Source organism: Streptomyces sp. NRRL F-5123, assembly GCF_000721495.1.
Classification (GTDB): Bacteria; Actinomycetota; Actinomycetes; order Streptomycetales; family Streptomycetaceae; genus Actinacidiphila.
The window spans coordinates 1-17891 of sequence record NZ_JOHY01000089.1 but is presented as its reverse complement, the minus strand read 5'-3'; the positions used below and the strand labels follow the sequence as shown (position 1 = coordinate 17891).

At 73.4% G+C, this 17891-nt stretch carries 14 protein-coding genes and 1 tRNA gene; 9 read left to right on the top strand and 6 right to left on the bottom strand.

Annotation, left to right across the window (positions count from 1 at the left end; all coding sequences use genetic code 11):
• Positions 1-278 precede the first annotated feature (278 nt).
• The 6 genes from IH54_RS0137035 to IH54_RS0137010 all read left to right on the top strand — a co-directional run bounded on the left by IH54_RS0137035 (position 279) and on the right by IH54_RS0137010 (position 8944).
• Positions 279-1898: a beta-N-acetylhexosaminidase gene (locus IH54_RS0137035; protein ID WP_031525512.1), complete on the top strand. Its 1620-nt coding sequence runs from the start codon at positions 279-281 to the stop codon at positions 1896-1898.
• A 288-nt stretch (positions 1899-2186) separates the two neighbouring features.
• Complete coding sequence (locus IH54_RS0137030) at positions 2187-3059, top strand: FAD binding domain-containing protein (protein WP_031525510.1); 873 nt, start codon at positions 2187-2189, stop codon at positions 3057-3059.
• Positions 3056-4693: a 2Fe-2S iron-sulfur cluster-binding protein gene (locus tag IH54_RS0137025; RefSeq protein ID WP_063762447.1), complete on the top strand. Its 1638-nt coding sequence runs from the start codon at positions 3056-3058 to the stop codon at positions 4691-4693. The genes IH54_RS0137030 and IH54_RS0137025 overlap by 4 nt, the downstream gene beginning before the upstream one ends.
• Positions 4694-4769: 76 nt before the next feature.
• Positions 4770-7088, top strand: coding sequence for a xanthine dehydrogenase family protein molybdopterin-binding subunit (locus IH54_RS0137020; RefSeq protein ID WP_078862804.1), 2319 nt, complete (start codon positions 4770-4772; stop codon positions 7086-7088).
• A gap of 213 nt (positions 7089-7301) precedes the next feature.
• Positions 7302-7961: a hypothetical protein gene (locus IH54_RS0137015; RefSeq protein WP_031525503.1), complete on the top strand. Its 660-nt coding sequence runs from the start codon at positions 7302-7304 to the stop codon at positions 7959-7961.
• Positions 7958-8944 carry a hypothetical protein gene (locus IH54_RS0137010; protein ID WP_052398294.1) on the top strand — a complete coding sequence of 329 codons (987 nt, stop codon included), beginning with the start codon at positions 7958-7960 and terminating at the stop codon, positions 8942-8944. The genes IH54_RS0137015 and IH54_RS0137010 overlap by 4 nt, the downstream gene beginning before the upstream one ends.
• A 27-nt stretch (positions 8945-8971) precedes the next feature.
• Here the strand turns inward: IH54_RS0137010 and IH54_RS0137005 are convergent, their stop codons facing one another.
• The 5 genes from IH54_RS0137005 to IH54_RS0136985 all read right to left on the bottom strand — a co-directional run bounded on the left by IH54_RS0137005 (position 8972) and on the right by IH54_RS0136985 (position 13533).
• Positions 8972-9739, bottom strand: coding sequence for an isocitrate lyase/PEP mutase family protein (locus tag IH54_RS0137005; protein WP_052398293.1), 768 nt, complete (start codon positions 9737-9739; stop codon positions 8972-8974).
• A gap of 82 nt (positions 9740-9821) precedes the next feature.
• Positions 9822-10106, bottom strand: a complete 285-nt coding sequence (locus IH54_RS0137000) for a hypothetical protein (protein ID WP_031525496.1) — start codon at positions 10104-10106, stop codon at positions 9822-9824.
• Positions 10107-10132: 26 nt separating this feature from the next.
• Positions 10133-11170 (bottom strand): hypothetical protein, encoded by a 1038-nt coding sequence (locus tag IH54_RS0136995; RefSeq protein WP_159012324.1) that lies wholly within the window; start codon positions 11168-11170, stop codon positions 10133-10135.
• A 121-nt stretch (positions 11171-11291) separates the two neighbouring features.
• On the bottom strand, positions 11292-13325 hold the full coding sequence (locus IH54_RS0136990) for a hypothetical protein (RefSeq protein WP_031525492.1): 2034 nt from the start codon (positions 13323-13325) through the stop codon (positions 11292-11294).
• Between the two features lie 136 nt (positions 13326-13461).
• Positions 13462-13533 (bottom strand) — tRNA-Cys (locus IH54_RS0136985).
• Between the two features lie 258 nt (positions 13534-13791).
• Here IH54_RS0136985 and IH54_RS0136980 point away from each other — a divergent pair.
• Positions 13792-15267, top strand: coding sequence for an MFS transporter (locus IH54_RS0136980; RefSeq protein ID WP_078862803.1), 1476 nt, complete (start codon positions 13792-13794; stop codon positions 15265-15267).
• Positions 15268-15334: 67 nt separating this feature from the next.
• Here the strand turns inward: IH54_RS0136980 and hppD are convergent, their stop codons facing one another.
• Entirely contained in the window at positions 15335-16462 is a 1128-nt protein-coding gene (hppD, locus tag IH54_RS0136975) for a 4-hydroxyphenylpyruvate dioxygenase (protein ID WP_031525487.1), read from the bottom strand.
• A gap of 130 nt (positions 16463-16592) precedes the next feature.
• Here hppD and IH54_RS0136970 point away from each other — a divergent pair, with 130 nt between their 5' ends.
• Both IH54_RS0136970 and IH54_RS0136965 read left to right on the top strand, forming a co-directional pair.
• Positions 16593-17063: an Lrp/AsnC family transcriptional regulator gene (locus tag IH54_RS0136970; protein WP_031525485.1), complete on the top strand. Its 471-nt coding sequence runs from the start codon at positions 16593-16595 to the stop codon at positions 17061-17063.
• Between the two features lie 86 nt (positions 17064-17149).
• The gene (locus IH54_RS0136965; RefSeq protein WP_031525483.1) at positions 17150-17797 is read left to right on the top strand and encodes a winged helix-turn-helix domain-containing protein; all 648 of its coding nucleotides are present in this window, start codon (positions 17150-17152) and stop codon (positions 17795-17797) included.
• Positions 17798-17891 lie beyond the last annotated feature (94 nt).

Sequence of the window (17891 nt, the reverse complement as noted above, 5' to 3'; positions counted from 1 at the left end):
GGGGCACCCCCGGATCGTCCCCCTCCCAGGTCTCGTGGGCGGCTGCCTGCCGGTGGGGGCGGGGGTGGGTGGGGTGATCGTCCCCTTCCCGGGGTCTCGTGGGCAGCTGCCTGCCGGTGGGGGGTGATGTTTTCGGGGACTGCGGGTTGCCCCCGGCGGTGAGTGCGCCCCGCAGGGGGACAGAAAGCCGACACCCCGCGCCGCCAGGCGCGGGCACCCCCGGCGGCGGGGAGCCGCAGACGTACCCGGCCTGCCCGTGGGGCACCGCGAGGGGCAGGATGGGTGGCGTGGACTTGATTCCGGCGCCGCAGGCCGTGCGGGCAGACGCAGGGGAAGAGCGCTTCGCGCTGGGGGACGCCGTACGGCTGGAGGTGGGGGCCGGCGCGGAGCGCGCCGCGCGGTGGGTGCGCGGGGTGCTGGGCGCGGCCACGGGCGTGGAGTTCGGCTCCGAGGGCGCTGCCGTGGTGAGCCTCCGCGTCGACGGGGAGCTCGGCCCCGAGGCGTACCGGCTCACCGTCACCCCGGAGCGGGTGGAGGTCGTGGGCGGGGACGGGGCGGGGGTGTTCTGGGGGGCGCAGACGGTGCGGCAGCTGCTGGGGCCGGGCGCTTTCCGGCGCGCCCCGCTGCCGGGCGGCGGCGGGTGGAGCCTGCCGGTGTGCGAGATCGCCGACCGGCCGCGCTTCGGATGGCGCGGCTTCCTGCTGGACGTGGCGCGGCACTTCATGCCGAAGGACGGGGTGCTGCGGCAGCTGGACCTGATGGCGGCGCACAAACTGAACGTCCTGCATCTGCACCTCACCGATGACCAGGGGTGGCGGATGGAGGTGAAGCGCCATCCGCGGCTGACCGAGGTCGGGGCGTGGCGGGAGCGCACCCGGGTGGGCCTCGCGCCGTCGAAGGTGTGGGACGAGCGGCCGCACGGGGGTTTCTACACGCAGGACGACCTGCGGGAGATCGTCGCGTACGCGGCGGAGCGGCACATCACGGTGGTGCCGGAGATCGATGTCCCGGGCCATTCGCAGGCGGCCATCGCCGCGTACCCGGAGCTGGGCAACACCGACGTGGTGGACACCGCGGCCCTGGGGGTGCTGGACCGCTGGGGGGTCAATCCCAACGTCCTGGCGCCGACGGAGGCCGTGCTGCGGTTCTACGAGGACGTCTTCGGCGAGCTGCTGGACATCTTCCCGAGCACGTTCGTGCACGTCGGCGGTGACGAGTGCCCGAAGGAGCAGTGGCGGGAGTCGGCGACGGCGCAGGCGCGGATCGCCGAGCTGGGCGTCGGGGACGAGGACGGGCTGCAGAGCGCGTTCATCCGGCACTTCGACCGGTGGCTGGCGGAGCGCGGGCGGCGGCTCATCGGGTGGGACGAGATCCTGGAGGGCGGGCTCGCGGAGGGCGCGGCCGTGTCGTCGTGGCAGGGCTACGCGGGCGGCATCGCGGCGGCGCGGGCCGGGCACGACGTGGTGATGTGCCCGCAGACGCAGGTCTACCTGGACTGGCGGCAGGCGGACGGGCCGGACGAGCCGGTGCCGATCGCGCACGTGCGGACGCTGGAGGACGTCTACCGCTTTGAACCCGTCCCGCCGGAGCTGACCGCGGCGGAGGCCGCGCACGTCATCGGCACGCAGGCGAACGTGTGGACGGAGGTGCTGGACTCGGCGCGCGCGGTGGACTACGCCGTCTACCCGCGGCTGTCGGCCTTCGCCGAGGTCGCCTGGTCCGAGCTGCCCGCGCCCGCGGAGCGCGACTGGGCCGGTTTCGAGGCGCGGATGCGTACGCACTACGCGCGGCTGGACGCCCTCGGCGTCGAGTACCGCCCGGCGTCCGGTCCGCGGCCCTGGCAGCGGCGTCCCGGGGTCGTGGGGCGCCCGAAGGAGGGGCCGCCCCCGATCGTGTGACCCGGGTGTCCGGCGGCCGGTGGGAAATCCGCGAACTTCCGTGCCCCGTGCGGCGGGACCTGGCACGGTGGACGCGTAATCCGGCGCACCACCTCGAAGGACGCCAAACATGGCACTGTGCCGATTTCCCCGGGAGACGTACGATCACCGGCGTGGCGGACGGATCGGTACGTCGTGGACCTGCGCGACGGCCCCTGGGGAAGATGTGCCAGAGTTGCCACGTCCGGGCTGTCAGCACGTACGGTACGGCTACCGCGTGACCGAGGAAGGCCGGGAAGGGGCAGCTGCGTGAGCGCGTATGCACAGCAGGCGGCGGAGATCGTCACGCTGCCGTCCTCACTCGACGAGGCGGTGGCGGCGCTCGCCGCCATGCCCACCGCCGTGCCGGTCGCGGGCGGCACCGACCTGATGGCGGCGGTGAATTCCGGGCTGCTGCGCCCGGCGGCACTCGTCGGCCTCGGCCGGATCGCCGAGATCCGCGGCTGGCAGTACGCCGACGGGGCCGCGCTGCTGGGCGCTGGCCTGACCCACGCGCGCATGGGCCGCCCCGACTTCGCCGCGCTCATCCCCGCGCTCGCCGCCGCCGCGCGGTCCGCGGGACCGCCGCAGATCCGCAACGCCGGCACGCTCGGCGGCAACATCGTCTCGGCCGCGCCGACCGGCGACGCGCTGCCGGTGCTGGCGGCGCTGGAGGCGAGCGTCGTCCTGGCCGGGCCGGAGTCGGACCGGGAGATCCCGGTCAGTCATCTGCTGACCGGCATGGACCCGCTGCGCCCCGGCGAGTTGGTCGCCTTCGTGCGCATCCCGCTGCTGCACGCCCCGCAGACCTTCCTGAAGGCCACCGGCCGCACCGGCCCCGGCCGGGCCGTCGCGTCGGTGGCGCTCGTCGTCGACCCGGCCAGACGCCAGGTGCGCTGCGCGGTCGGCGCGGTCGCGCAGGTGCCGCTGCGCCCGCTGGAGGCCGAGCAGTGGGTGGCCGGGCTCATCGACTGGGACGGCGAGCGCAGCCTCGCGCCCGAGGCCTGCACCGCCTTCGGGGAGTACGTGGCCGCCGCGTGCATCCCCGACCAGCCGGACGTGGACCTGCCGCCGGCGGCCGTCCAGCTGCGCCGTACCGTGGCCGCACTGTCCCGCCGAGCGCTCGGGAGGGCCCTGGCATGACCGACCAGCCGCAGACGCCGGGCGGCGCCGGCAACTCCGGGGCCTGGCAGCCCGTTCCGGGCGGCGGGGACTACGACCCCGACCAGACGATGCACGTCTCCTTCGCCGCGCAGCTGCCGCCCGAGCCGCGCCCCGGCGAGGACCCGCTGGGCGCGCACGGCCCCGTGGGCGAGCAGGACCCGGCCACCAGCTGGACGATCCCGGTGATACGGGACGAGCCCGAGGGCGACTCCGGCGAATACTCCGTGGGCGCCTTCGTCTCGCCCTGGGACCAGGCGCCCTCGCCCGCCGCGCCCACCACACAGTCCTTCCCCGCCGGGATGTTCGGGCAGGGCGCCGCCGCCGCGCAGGCCGCGCAGGCGCAGGCCCGCGCCGAGGCCGAGGCCGCCGCCGGGGAGACCGCCGGCTGGGCCGCGCCGCCGCGGGACCCGGCCGGGAACGCCGCCGACACCGGATGGTCCGCCTTCGGCGCGCCGGCCGCCGCGCCCTGGCAGCCGCCCGCCGAGGCCGCGTGGCCGTCGGCGGTCGACGAGGTGCCGGACGCGCTGCCCGGGGCCGAGGGCTCCGCGGAGCCGGGCTACCCCGGGGATTACGCCGCGCCTTACACGCCGGAGGAGCCGGGTCCGGGGCACGCCCCGCAGGAGGCCGCCGGGTACGGGCGGGAAGCCCCCGCCGGGTACGCGGCGGAGGACGCCGACGCGTACGGCAGGGGAGAGGCCGCCGGCTACCCGCCGGAGGAGCCGCGGCCCGCGCCGGACGGGGCCGACGGGTACGCGCCGGGTGAGGCCGCGGGCTTCCCCGCGGGGGACGCCGGGGGCACGCCCGAGGAGGCCGCCGCCGGGGCCGCCGCGCAGGAGGCCGGGCCGGACGGCGCCGGTGAGGGCGGGGCCGACGGGCGCGAGTACGTCGCCGGGGCCGCGCCGCAGCCGCTGCCGGAGGCCGAGGCCGCGACGGAGCAGGACGACGGCGAGGCCGGCCCCGTACCGCTGCCCCCGGACGGCGCCGAGGCCGTGGCCGGCGCCGGGGACGGGCCGGAGCCCGCGGAGGAGGCCCCCGAGCCGACCCGCAGCGAGCACCCGGTCGCCTCCTACGTCCTGCGGGTCAACGGCGCCGAGCGCCCGGTCACCGACGCGTGGCTCGGCGAGTCGCTGCTGTACGTGCTGCGCGAGCGGCTGGGCCTGGCGGGCGCGAAGGACGGCTGCGAGCAGGGCGAGTGCGGTGCCTGCTCGGTGCAGGTCGACGGGCGGCTCGTGGCCTCCTGCCTGGTGCCCGCAGCGACCGCGGCGGGCTCCGAAGTACGCACGGTGGAGGGCCTGTCCACGGACGGCCGCCCCTGCGACATCCAGCAGGCGCTCGCCGACTGCGGGGCCGTCCAGTGCGGCTTCTGCATCCCCGGCATGGCCATGACGATGCACGACCTGCTGGAGGGCAACCACCGCCCCAACGACCTGGAGACCCGGCAGGCCCTCTCCGGCAACCTGTGCCGGTGCTCGGGCTACCGCGGCGTGGTGGACGCCGTACGCCAGGTTGTCGCCACCCGGGACGGCCGTACCGTCCAGGAGGCGGACGAACCCCCGCCCGCCGCCCGTATCCCCGCCCAGCCCGGACCCGCATCCCCGGAGACCGCCGTATGACCGCGCGCCGCCTCCCCGCCCCCCACGCCGCACCCGTACGCCCCCGTACGGCACCGCACACGACGGGAGGTGCGCGATGAGCGTCATCGACGGCTCGGGCCCGGCCGCGGAGACGGCGGTGGCACCCGCGGGCGGCAGCCCGCACGGCATCGGCACCTCGCTGACGTCCACCGACGCGGCGGCCAAGACGCAGGGCACCTACCCCTACGCCGCCGACCTGTGGGCCGAGGGGCTGCTGTGGGCCGCGGTGCTGCGCTCGCCGCACCCGCACGCGCGGATCGTCCGCATCGACACCGCCGAGGCCGCCGCGATGCCCGGCGTGCGCGCCGTCCTCACGCACGAGGACGTCCCCGGCGACGCCATGCACGGTCGCCGGGTCGCCGACCGGCCCGTCTTCGCCACCGACATGGTCCGGCACCACGGCGAGCCGATCGCCGCCGTCGCCGCCGACCACCCCGACACCGCGCGGCTCGCCGCGGCCGCGATCCTCGTCGAGTACGAGGTGCTGGAGCCGGTCACCGACCCGGAGAAGGCCTTCGCCGCCGAGCCGCTGCACCCCGACGGCAACCTGATCCGGCACATCCCGCTGCGCTTCGGCGACCCGGAGGCCGTCGGCGAGGTCATCGTCGAGGGCCTCTACCGGGTCGGCCGCCAGGACCCCGCGCCGATCGGCGCCGAGGCCGGCCTGGCCGTGCCGCGCCCGGACGGCGGCGTGGAGCTGTACGTCGCCTCCACCGACCCGCACGCCGACCGCGACATCGCCGCCGCCTGCTTCGGGCTGGAGGCCGACCACGTCAAGGTCGTCGTCACCGGCGTGCCCGGCGCGATGGGCGACCGGGAGGATGCGGGCGTCCAGCTGCCGCTGGGCCTGCTGGCGCTGAGGACCGGCTGCCCGGTCAAGTTCGTCGCGACCCGCGAGGAGTCCTTCCTCGGCCACGCCCACCGGCACCCCACGCTGCTGCGCTACCGCCACCACGCCGACTCCGAGGGCCGCCTGGTCAAGGTCGAGGCGCAGATCCTGCTGGACGCGGGGGCCTACGCCGACGCGTCCTCGGACGCGCTCGCCGCCGCCGTCGCCTTCGCCGCCGGGCCCTACGTCGTCCCGCACGTCTTCGTCGAGGGCTGGGCGGTGCGCACCAACAACCCGCCCTCCGGCCACGTCCGGGGCGAGGGCGCGCTGCAGGTCTGCACGGCCTACGAGGGCCAGATGGACAAGCTCGCCGCGAAACTCGGCCTGGAGCCCGCCGAGATCCGGATGCGCAACGTCATGGCCACCGGCGACCTGCTGCCCACCGGCCAGACCGTCACCTGCCCCGCACCCGTCGGCGACCTGCTCAAGGCCGTCCGCGACGCCGACCTGCCGCCGCTGCCCGACGGCGACGACGAGTCGCAGTGGCTGCTGCCCGGCGGCACCGCGGGCGCGGGCGAACCCGGCGCGGTGCGCCGCGGCGTCGGCTACGCGCTCGGCATGGTCCACGTCCTCGGCGCCGAGGGCACCGACGAGGTGTCCACCGCGACGGTGCGCGTGCACGACGGCCGCGCCACCGTCATCTGCGCCGCCGTCGACACCGGCCAGGGCTTCGCCACGCTGGCCCGGCAGATCGTGCAGGAGGTGCTCGGCGTCGACGACGTGCGCGTGCTGCCCGCCGACACCGACCAGCCGCCCGCCGGGCCCGCCGCCCGCGGCCGCCACACCTGGGTGTCCGGCGGGGCCGTGGAGCGCGCCGCGAAGATGGTCCGCACCCAGCTGCTGCAGCCGCTCGCCGCGAAGTTCGGCATGTCGGTGGAGCTGCTCACCATCGCCGACGGCAAGATCACCTCGTACGACGGGGTACTCTCCACGACCGTCGCCGAGACGCTCGACGGCAAGGAGTTGTGGGCCACCGCGCAGTGCCGCCCGCACCCCACCGACCGGCTCGACGACAACGGCCAGGGCGACGCCTTCGTCGGCCTCACCTTCTGCGCGATCCGCGCGGTCGTCGACGTCGACATCGAACTGGGCGCGGTGCGTGTCGTGGAGTTCGCCGTCGCCCAGGACGTCGGCCGGATCCTCAACCCGCGCCAGCTCGCCGCCCGTATCGAGGCGGGTGTCACGCAGGGCATGGGCCTGGCGCTCATGGAGGACCTGCGCGCTCCCCGCGGGGTCGTCAAGCGCCCCTCGCTCACCGGCTACGCCCTCCCGACCGCCCTCGACGCGCCGGACGTGCGCATCGTCAAGCTGGTGGAGGAGCGGGACGTCGTCGCGCCCTTCGGCGCGAAGGCGGTCAGCGCGGTGCCCGTCGTGACCGCGCCCGCCGCGGTCGCCGCGGCCGTCCGCGCGGCGACGGGCCGCCCCGTCTCCCGCCTCCCGATCCGCCCGCAGGCGGCCGTCGTCAAGCCCCCGACCACGGCATGACCGCACACCCGCCACCGGGGTTTCGTGGACGGGGCACCTGACGGCCCGCTAGCGTAGGGCCCAGGGGGATGCAGGTGTGGCTGCCGGTGACCGGCGGTGCTGCACGGGGGCTGCGGAGACCGTGGTGCCCCTGATGTCGCCGTGGTGACGGCCGAGCCCGTTTCTCCCGCCGACCCGAGCACACGCAGTCCACCCGGGAGACAGGGCAACACGATGCGACGCCGAACGTCCCTCACCACCGCGGCCTGCACCCTGGCCGCGGCGACCCTCCTGCTCACCGCCTGCGGTGGTGGGGGCGGTGACAAGAAGATCGGCGCGGAGGGCTCCGGCACGCCGGCCCCGGCGCCGAGCGCGTCCACGACGACGGCGGCGCCGACGACCTCCGCGCCGGCCGGGCCCACGTTCGACTTCCCCCCGGACGTCAAGGTCGTCGTGGACCCGGACACGACGGGGGACGCCGTGAAGGACGCGATCCTGCGGGACCAGGGGTACGGGCAGCAGGCGATCTTCCTCGCCATCGCCAAGCTGGACAGCACCATTCCGGTGTTCCAGAAGTACGTGACCGGAAAGGCCGCGGCGGACTGGGCCGTCAAGATCGACTGGGGGAAGAGCCACCACACGACGGTCACCGGCACGACGGCCTTCTACAACCGCAAGGTCACCGTCACCGACGCGACGACCGCGGGTGTCACCTTCTGCCAGAGCGAGCGTGAGTCGTACGACAAGGACACGAAGACCGGGAAGGTCGCCACGACCACGCCGAGCCTCGACGACTTCACCCTGCACACCGCGAGGATGAGGAAGGCGGCGGACGGCACCTGGCAGATGACGGACTACCGGTCGCAGGACCGGGCGAAGAGCTGCGAGCGATGACCGCGCGCCTTCGCCGGATACTCGTCGCGGCCGCCGTCCTGGAGACATGCCTTCTCTCGCTGGCCTGGCCCAGCAGCGCCAAAGGCTCCTGGGGCGACACCACGCCTCCCCCTGCGCAGGATTCCACCACCCCGTCGAACACCATCGAGTCGAAAGTCAGCTACAAGTACAGCTACCAGGGCACGGGCGCACACATGGCCCCGCCGCAAGGTGCCGCGTGGCGGCCTCCGGCGTGCTGGTACGAACCGGCGTACTCCCCTGAGGAGTTCGAGAGCTACCTCAACAGCCACTACGTGTCCTCGGAGAACGCCTACGCGGGTATGGCCAGGGACTACGGAGCGGACGACTTCCACAAGGGCGACAAGGGCGCCTGGTGGGAGCTGAAGGTCCCCGACCTGAGCAGGGCCGACGAGTGCGCCAGTCTGAGTTCCTACGCCTGGTTCACCCCCGGCAAGCCCCCGCCGCCCGAGGTGTCGCCCGTCGATCCCAGAACGCTCGCGGGGCTGGCGTACGCGAACACCGTCCTTCCGCCCCCGGCGGTGACGGTGCGGCCCACCCCGAAGAACCAGTTGGTCAACCTGCCCACGGAGGTGGCGTTCGCGGAGCCGCTGGACCGGGTGACGGTGACGGCGAGTCTGGACAACGCGGCACTCGGCATCCACGTCGCCTCGACGGTCGTCGCGGAGCCGTCCGAGCTGCGGGTGTCGACGACCGGGGACGCGCAGCCGGCGAGCTGCACGTACACGCTCGCGAAGTCCGGCGGGGGCTACAAGCTGAACACCCACGGGGCGCCCTGCAACATCACCTACCGCAAGGCGTCCCCGGGCGGCGGCTACACCCTGACCACGTCCCTGGTGTGGAAGGTGCACTGGACGCCGTCTGCGAACCCGGACGGGCCCGCGGCGAACCCGCCGCTGCCCGACGGGGAGTCGCAGGCGCCCACCACTGTGGTGGTGCGGGAGAGCCAGGCCGTCGTGCGCTGACGGCCCGGCCCCGGGCCGGGAAGACGCTCAGCCCACCAGGCCCGCGGCCATCTCCCGTACCGCCTCCAGCGCCTGGGCCTGGAGGCCGCCGCCGAAGGTCACCCGGGAGGCGCCCAGCGCGCCCAGCTCCCGGGGGGACGGGGTGCCCGGCTTGCACAGCGCGTTGACGGGGACCCCCACCGCCTCGGCGATCGGCCCGAGGTGGGTGGCGGGCGCCATGATGGGGTAGACGCAGTCGGCGCCCGCGGCGGCGTACTGCCGGGCGCGCTCGATCGCGGCCTGCGGGGTGCGCTCGCCGCGCAGGTACGTGTCGACGCGCGCGTTGACGACGAGCGCGCCGCCCGCCGCCGCGACCACCGCGGCGAGGCGCTCGGCCTGCTTCCCGGCGTCCACGAGCGTGCCCGTCGCCGGGTCGCTGTCCTCCAGGTTGCACCCGGCGGCCCCCGCCTCCAGCAGCCGCTCCACCAGCTCCTCGGGCCCGAGCCCGTACCCCGCCTCGACGTCGGCGCTCACGGGCACGTCCACGGCCCGGGTGATCCGCCGGACCGCCGCGAACATCTCCGCGGCCGGGGTGCCCTCGCCGTCCGGGTACCCGAGCGAGGCCGCGATCCCGGCGCTCGGCGTGGCCAGCGCCGGAAACCCGGCGTCGGCGAAGACCCGCGCGGAGGCGGCGTCCCACGGCCCGGGCAGGATCAGCGGATCCCCCTGCGCCCGCCCGTGGTGCAGGGCCCGCAGCACGGCGGCGTGCCCGGTGGCGTCGGCGGTCTGCGCGGTGATCGTCTGGCGTGTCGTCATACGCCCGACGTTACGGCCTGCGCGGCCCGCGGGGCTGGACCACTCGGCCCCGGAAAACGTGGGCCAATCCGCCTGCTCCCGATCAGGTCCCGGTGCGCTTGCTGTCCTTCGCGTCCTGGTCCTGCCGCGCCTTCTCGATGAGCCGGTCCTGCTCGGGCGGGTAGGTGCTGAAGAGGCGGAGGAGCTGGGCCATGCGGCCGCGGGCGTCGGTCTCCCAGTTCTGGGCGGGGGTGCCGGACCAGGTCTCCGGGCCCATCATGGAGATCACGTCCCCGATGGCTCCCTGGATCTTGCCGACGGAGGTCGTGATGAGCTGCATGTCGTGGCGGCATGCGGTGTCGAGCCGGTCCGCGTCGGGCGCGCCCATGGGTGTCCTTTCCGGTGGCCGTGCGGTCAGACGGCGAGTTCGAGGAAGTAGTGGGTGAAGCCGCCCATGATGAGCCGGCCGTTGCGGTAGGTGATGGTCTCGGGGAGGGCGCAGGGGATCTCGCGGGCCTGCATGGGCTGGTGCTTCTTGCAGTCGAGGCCGCCGTTGCTGTCGTCCTTGCGGTTGTGGTGGGCGAGGACGGTGACGTTGCCTCGGCTGATGCGGAGCAGGTACTCGTCGTATCGTCCGGCGGTGGTGTTGGCGTAGACGCTCTCGCCGTCGCCGCCGGCCATCGAGACGACCGTGAGGTCGCTGTTCGAGAAGGGGACTCCGGGGATCTCGGCGGGGAGGGCGAGGGGTGCGGTGGTGGCGTCGGGGTGCACGATGCGGATCTGGTCGAGCGGGGGGCCCGCGACACCGCCCTCGTTGTTCTTCGGGCCGACGTAGACGTTCCCGGCGCCGTCGAGCGTGTTCGACGTGATCGCGTAGTCGAACGGTATGCGTCCCGACGTGTCCTTGCCGTCGTAGGGGTAGAGGTACAGCCGGGTCAGGGTGCCGTCCTTGAGGGCCCACACGGCTTCCGCGTCGGAGATGAGGAGGGTGCCATCGGGGCGTCTGCCGAAGGGGGTGGCGACGCCGTAGAAGTGGTAGGTGGCCGCCGAGGCGGTCCGCGGTACGGGGCGGTGCCTGGCCGCGCCGGTCTTCACCACTCCGGCGAGGAGCGTCATACGACCCTTCGTGTCACGGATGTACATGCGGCCGTACCCGCCGATCGCGAAGGTGTGGTCGGGCAGCGCGACGAGTCCTCCGCCGCCGTACTTCGCGTAGTCGATGTGCCACAGCTTGGCGGCCTTGCGGTCGGGCGAGAAGGTGTAGACGTACGCGCTGTCGTAAACGGCCAGCGTGCCGTCAGCGGCGATGGACAGCGCTCCGAGCGGCGCTCCGATCGTGCCGGCGTCCAGCCCGTTCCCGGCGTTGCGGAAGAGTACGGACGCCTCCCCCTTGGTGGGCGGCTTCCACCCGTTCCCGCCCCCGCACCCAGCGGCGCCGGCCAGGACGGCCATGCTCAGCACTGCGGCCGTTCCCGCCGAACGACCCCGGCCTTTTCGATACCCCATCGCCCTTCGCTTCCTTTGTGCCGTTCGTCGTTCGGTGTCGTAGGAGTGCGGTCGGCCCCGAGCGGCCTCAGGACGCCACGCTTCTGCCACTGCCCTGCTCGAAGTACGTCCACATCCCCGAGTTGGCCGTGTTCAGCTCGGGAATCCGGTCCTTGTGGTCTCCCCCGGTGAGTTCGGTCCACCAGTCGTTGAACGCCTTGGAGTCGGCCGTCGTCCTGATGACGATGTTGCCGCCGGCCCATTCCGGGCGGCTCTTCGGCGGCGCGACCTTTCCGGAGCGCAGCATGCCCTGCATGACCGGGATGCGCATCGCGTCCTCCTGGTCGTACAGTCCCTTCTGGTACTGGCTCTCCGCGGTGGCGGCGTTGTCCGTCGAGAACAGCGTGTCCGCGTAGGGGATACCCGCCCAGATGGCGGCCTGTCCCCACGGGCCCAGCTTCGTCCCGTTCGGGATCGCCGCGGTACCGCTGGAGAAGATGTTGAACCACAGCTCCCGGTGCGAGTTCTCGGTGTCCAGCATCTCCGCTTCATGGATCTTGTCGGCGCTCTGGGTGCCGAAGATCTCACCTCGCAGGGCGGCGAGATTGTTGATGTCGTCCAGGTTGTCCTCGGTCAGCCCGTGCATGGTCGTGAGAGTGACCTGCGAGTCGATCGCCTGGAGCATATTCCCCGGTTCTTTCGGATTCTGCATGATCATGTTGAGGAACAGGTCGGCTTGTACCTTGCCGAGGGTCAGCTGCGTGTCGTCGGTCGCGCTCGGCGCGGCGGGCTGATTCTTCGTCTGCCAGCACGCGGCGAAATCCGGTACGTACGCCTGGAAGACGCTGGAGAGCGTATGCGTCATCTCCGTGTTTCCCGACGGGTAGTTCTTCCGGTCCTCCGGCTTGCGGTTCTGCTCCAGCGTGTATTCGTCCCCGGCAGCGTTGATGACGTTGGCCGCCGCCTCGACCGACTCCTTCGGGTGGTGGGTGCGGTCGAGGGTGGCGGCGCGGATGACGGCGGCGGGGAATTTGGCGTCGTTGAGCTGGTCCAGGCCCGGGGTGTGCCATTTGTTGCTGACCAGGACCTGGGCGTGGTGGAATCCCCTGGTCTTGCCGTCGGGGCACTTGGTGTCGTCGGTGAGCAGGTCGCGGGCGGCGTCGGGGTTCTCGCTGACGCGCTGCATCAGGGCGATCGACGGGTCGTTCGCGGAGATGCTCGTCCGCTTCTGCTCGGAGTTCTTGCCGCCGTCGTAGTTGAGGCCGAGGGAGACGTACCAGGCGTTCTGGTCGGGGTCGATGTAGCCGCCCGACCAGGTGGTGGTCGGCTCCGCGTACTGGGGGCGCATCTCCTGCGAGCTGCGCCAGTCGAGCATCGCGCCGCCGACGTCGGAGAGCACCTTGGCGTCCCACTTGTCGCCGGGCGGGCCGTACTTGAAGAGCATGCCGACCGACCACATGTCGCCGTCGGCGGGCTGGGTGAGCTTCTTCTCCCAGTCCGGCGGCATGGTGATCCGGCCCTGCCGGGCCATCGTGGTCGCGGCCTGGACGCCCTGCCCGAACTGGGCGAGGATCGCCTCGGACTGCTTGCTGAGCACCGTCTCGTCCGCCGAGGTGCCGTCCTGCCCGTGCAGGACGCGGGCGGCGCGCGCCGCCTGGTCCAGGCCGCCGTTCGCCATGAACGCCTGCATGTAGGCGGGGTCGTCCTTGTGGTCGGCCATCGACTGCGCGACCTCGGCGACGGTCTTCCGCGACTCGGGGTCGTCGGGATCGTCCATCGCGTTCTTCAGGAGCTGGGCCTCCTGCTGGGCCTCCCGCGTGACGTCGATCCGGCTGACGTCCCAGGGGACGTTGACGAAGCCGTCCGTCGGGCTGTCCGGGTTCCCGTAGTGCGGGATGTGCGCCAGCTGGAGTGCCAGGTCGGCCCGCTTCGCCATGTCGCCGGCGTCCTTGCGCATCTGTGTGACCTGCTGGAAGAGCAGGGACTGGCTGATCGTGCCGTGCCAGTCGTCGAAATGCTTGCGGATGCCGGGCGCCTCGCGCTCCAGGGTGTCCGCCAGGGTCTTCAGCCGGTTCGCGAGTAAGCGCACCCGCTCCGGGTCCACCCCCGAGAAGTCGTTCACTTTCCGCTCCCCCCGGGCCCGCGCCGATCGCACGGGCCGAAGGCGACGCTAGGTGAGACAGGAGGTGCGTGCGGGGTGATTCCGCTTAAACATCCACTTTGCGCCACCGGGTGCGGGGCGGAGAGCGGAGAAGGAGAGGCCGTGACCGGATTCGAACCGGTGTCACTCGATTTGCAATCGAGTCCCTGAACCACTCGGGCACACGGCCGTGCGCTGCTTCGTCTTGTCCGTCTTGTTCGTGTTGCTCTGCGCTGCTTCGTGCTGCGTTTTCCTTGCGCTACGAGCATCGCCGCCGGCGGGGGCCGGGGTCAACGGAACGCGGGGGAGCGCCATGCGACCGCAACGGTGCGTTCACGGGCGTTCATGGACGGGGCGGCGGTAGGGCGCGGGGCGTAGGGCGGAAGGGGGAGCCGGGTACGGTCGCATGGCAGGGGTGAAATGCGGGATTGCCCCTTACGCTGGGGCGATGAGCGTTGCAGGGGACAGGAAGGCCGCACCGGGTGTCGTACCTGGTGAGGGGGCCGTGGCGGGCACGGGCAGCGGCCCGGACGAGGGCGGGATACTCGGGCGCGAATACCGCGCCCTCACCTTCGGGGTCGTGTCCGTCGTGCTGCTGGTCGCCTTCGAGGCCACCGCCGTCGGTACGGCCATGCCCGTCGCCGCCCGCGACCTGCACGGGCTGGGCCTCTACGCCTTCGGCTTCTCCGGCTACTTCACGACGTCGCTGTTCGCGATGGTCGTGAGCGGCCAGTGGTGCGACCGCGGGGGCCCGCTCGCCCCGCTGGCCACCGGGATCGCGGCCTTCGCCGCGGGGCTGGTGATCAGCGGGACCGCGGGCACGATGGGGGTGTTCGTGCTCGGGCGGGCGGTGCAGGGGCTCGGCGGCGGGCTGGTGATCGTCGCGCTGTACGTGGTGGTGGGCCTGGCCTATCCGGAGCGGCTGCGGCCCGCGGTGATGGCGTCCTTCTCGGCGTCGTGGGTCGTGCCGTCCATCGTGGGGCCGCTCGTGTCCGGGACGGTGACCGAGCAGCTGGGCTGGCGCTGGGTCTTCCTGGCCATACCGGTGCTGGTCGTGCTGCCGCTCGCGGTGATGCTCCCGGCGCTGCGGCGTACGGCGGCGCACGCGGCCCCCCGCGACACCGCCCGGCCGCGGATGGACGGGCGGCGGATCGGGCTCGCCGCGCTGCTCGCCCTCGGCGCCGTGCTGCTCCAGTACGCGGGCCAGGACCTGCGGCCACTGTCGGTGCTGCCCGCGCTCGCCGGGGCGGGTCTGATGGTGCCCGCAGCACTGCGGCTGCTGCCCCGCGGCACCTTCAGGGCGGCCCGCGGGCTGCCCACGATCGTCCTCATGCGCGGGCTCGCCGCCGGCACCTTCGCCGCGGCCGAGACGTTCATCCCGCTCATGCTCGTGACGCAGCGCGGGCTGTCCCCCACGCTCGCCGGCCTCTCCCTCGCGGGCGGCGGCCTGACGTGGGCGCTCGGCTCGTACCTCCAGGCCAGGCCGCGCTTCGAGCCGGTGCGCGAGCGGCTCGTCCAGGTGGGCATGCTGCTCACCGCGGGCGCGATCGCGGTGGTGCCGCTGGCGCTGGACCACGCGGTGCCGACGGCGGTCGTGGCGGTGGCGTGGTGCGCGGGCGGCATGGGCATGGGGATGACGATCTCCACGCTCACGGTGCTGATGCTGCGGGTGTCCCGCCCGGCGGACACCGGCACGAACTCCGCGGCCCTCCAGGTCGGCGACGCGCTCGCGAACGTCGTCCTCGTCGGCGCTGCGGGCTCCGTCTTCGCGGCGCTCGGCGGCGGCTCGGTCGCTCCCGTGGCGCACGCCGCCGCCCGCACCGCCGCTCATCCCGCGGCCTTCGCCGCGGTCTTCCTCCCGGCGGCGGCCCTGGCCCTCGCGGCCGCCGCGATCTCCCGGCGCCTGCGGCCGAAGGCCGGGTGACCCCGGCGGGGGCGGGCCCGCACCGGGCCGGGCCCCCACCGGGCCGGGCCCCCACCGGGTGGGGGGCTCACAGGTTGCCGCGGCGCTCCTGCTCGCGTTCGATCGCCTCGAAGAGCGCCTTGAAGTTGCCCTTGCCGAAGCCCATCGAGCCGTGGCGCTCGATCATCTCGAAGAAGACGGTCGGGCGGTCCTGGACGGGCTTGGTGAAGATCTGGAGCAGGTAGCCGTCCTCGTCGCGGTCGGCGAGGATCTTCAGCTCGCGCAGCTCGTGGAGCGGGACGCGGGTGTCGCCGACCCATTCGCCGAGGGTGTCGTAGTAGGAGTCGGGGGTGTCGAGGAACTCGACGCCCGCGGCGCGCATGGCGCGGACGGTGGCGACGATGTCGTTGGTGGCCAGCGCGATGTGCTGGACGCCGGGGCCGCCGTAGAACTCCAGGTACTCGTCGATCTGCGACTTCTTCTTGCCGGCCGCGGGCTCGTTGAGCGGGAACTTCACCTTGAGCGTGCCGTCGGCGACGACCTTCGACATGAGGGCGGAGTATTCGGTGGCGATGTCGTCGCCCACGAACTCCTTCATGTTCGTGAAGCCCATGACGCGGTTGTAGAACTCCACCCACTCGTTCATGCGGCCGAGTTCGACGTTGCCGACGCAGTGGTCGACGGCCTGGAAGTAGCGGCGGGCCGGCGGCTCGACGAGCGGGGCGGCGGCGTCGTAGCCGGGCAGGTAGGGGCCGTCGTAGCCGGTGCGCTCGACGAGGGTGTGCCGGGTCGTGCCGTACGTCGCGATCTCGGCCAGCACGACCGTGCCGTGGTCGTCCTTGAGCTCGTACGGCTCCGCGAGGCCGGTCGCGCCGTGCCCGACGGCGTACGCGTAGGCGGCGCGGGCGTCGGGGACCTCGATCGCGAGGTCGACCACGCCGTCGCCGTGGGCGGCGACGTGCTCGGCGAGGAAGCGGCCGTGCTCGGTCGCGGGCTTGATGACCGAGGTGAAGACGAAGCGCGCGCCGCCCGACTCCAGGACGTACGAGGCGGTCTCGCGGCTGCCGTTCTCGGGCCCGGAGTACGCCACCCGGCGCATTCCGAACGCGGTGGAGTAGTAGTGCGCGGCCTGCTTCGCGTTGCCCACCGCGAAGACGACCGCGTCCATGCCCTTGACGGGGAAGACGTCCGTGGTCTCGTCCTTGGTCTCAGTCATGCCCACAGCGTCTCCCCGGCCCTCAGGGTGCGCAACAGTTCCGGATTTCGATGGACAAGCTGTTCAGTGCAAGCGACGATCGACGGGTCAATCTGTGCAGGATGACCATGCGGAAGGCCGGTGGGCGGGGATGGGGATCGACGCGCTGGACGGGCGGCTGATCGTGCTGCTGGACCAGGAGCCCCGGATAGGCGTCCTGGAGGCCTCCCGCCGCCTCGGCGTGGCCCGCGGCACCGTCCAGGCCCGCCTGGACCGCCTCCGCGCCCAGGGTGTGGTCCGCGGCTTCGGCCCCCAGGTCGACCCGGCGGCCCTCGGCTACCCGGTGACCGCCTTCGCGACCCTGGAGATCCGCCAGGGCCTCGGCCCGGCCGTCCGCGCCCACCTCGCCTCCGTCCCCGAGGTCCTGGAGCTGCACACCACCACGGGCGAGGGTGACATGCTCTGCCGCCTGGTCGCCCGCTCGAACGCCGACCTCCAGCGTGTGATCGACCGCGTCGTCGGCTTCGACGGCATCGTCCGCGCCTCGACGGCGATCGCCCTGGAGAACCCGGTGCCGCTGCGGATCATCCCCCTGGTGGAGCAGGCGGCAAGGGAGGCGTAGCGGCAAGGGAGGCGTAGCGGCAGCGCGGTAGCTCCGGGACTGATGCAAAGGTTTCTTTGCAAAATCCGTTGCAAAGGAACCTTTGCATGCCTACCGTGGCACCTGTGACCGAGAAGCCCGCGGCCGAGGAGCCGCCGACCGGCGAGGTGCCGGCCGACGACGTACGCCCGCTCGACCCGCGGTCGCTGCGCGGGCTCGCGCATCCGCTGCGGGTGCGGCTGCTGGGGGCGCTGCGGGAGTTCGGGCCCTCCACCGCGTCCGCGCTCGCCGGGCGGCTGGGGGAGTCCAGCGGGGCGACCAGCTACCACCTGCGGCAACTCGCCGCGTACGGCTTCGTCGTGGACGATCCCGGGCGCGGGACGGGGCGGGAGCGGTGGTGGCGGGCGGCGCACCGGGGGACGCGGGTGGACAGCATCACGGAGTTCGCGCGGCACCCGGATCCGGAGGTGCGCGGGGCGATCAACACGCTGCTCTACGCCCAGGCCGCCGCGCACGCCGAGGAGCTGGGCACCTGGCTCGGCACCATGGGGGAGTGGCCCGAGCGGTGGCAGGAGGCCTTCGACGTCAGCGACTTCACCCTCCGGCTCACCCCGGAGCTCGCCCGCGAGCTGGGCGACCGGCTGCACGAGCTCGTCGACTCCTACCGCCGGCGGCTGTCGGAAACGGAGGCGGAGGCGAAGGACGCCGCCCGCATCCGCGTTCACCTGCACGCCTTCCCGCGCCGCACGGACTAGGGCCTGTTTCGAAAGTCCCGTCTGCCCGGAGGGGTCTGGCACGCACGCTTGCTGCGTTGTCGGTCGTCAGCGCAGCCCGCTGCGCTTTCCTCCC

Coding starts and splice junctions, on each gene's coding strand:
- IH54_RS0137035 (WP_031525512.1), top strand. CDS start 279: ATGGGTGGCGTGGACTTGATTCCGGCGCCGCAGGCCGTGCGGGCAGAC.
- IH54_RS0137025 (WP_063762447.1), top strand. CDS start 3,056: ATGACCGACCAGCCGCAGACGCCGGGCGGCGCCGGCAACTCCGGGGCC.
- IH54_RS0137020 (WP_078862804.1), top strand. CDS start 4,770: ATGAGCGTCATCGACGGCTCGGGCCCGGCCGCGGAGACGGCGGTGGCA.
- IH54_RS0137015 (WP_031525503.1), top strand. CDS start 7,302: ATGCGACGCCGAACGTCCCTCACCACCGCGGCCTGCACCCTGGCCGCG.
- IH54_RS0137010 (WP_052398294.1), top strand. CDS start 7,958: ATGACCGCGCGCCTTCGCCGGATACTCGTCGCGGCCGCCGTCCTGGAG.
- IH54_RS0137005 (WP_052398293.1), bottom strand. CDS start 9,739: ATGACGACACGCCAGACGATCACCGCGCAGACCGCCGACGCCACCGGG.
- IH54_RS0137000 (WP_031525496.1), bottom strand. CDS start 10,106: ATGGGCGCGCCCGACGCGGACCGGCTCGACACCGCATGCCGCCACGAC.
- IH54_RS0136995 (WP_159012324.1), bottom strand. CDS start 11,170: ATGGCCGTCCTGGCCGGCGCCGCTGGGTGCGGGGGCGGGAACGGGTGG.
- IH54_RS0136980 (WP_078862803.1), top strand. CDS start 13,792: ATGAGCGTTGCAGGGGACAGGAAGGCCGCACCGGGTGTCGTACCTGGT.
- hppD (WP_031525487.1), bottom strand. CDS start 16,462: ATGACTGAGACCAAGGACGAGACCACGGACGTCTTCCCCGTCAAGGGC.
- IH54_RS0136970 (WP_031525485.1), top strand. CDS start 16,593: ATGGGGATCGACGCGCTGGACGGGCGGCTGATCGTGCTGCTGGACCAG.
- IH54_RS0136965 (WP_031525483.1), top strand. CDS start 17,150: ATGCCTACCGTGGCACCTGTGACCGAGAAGCCCGCGGCCGAGGAGCCG.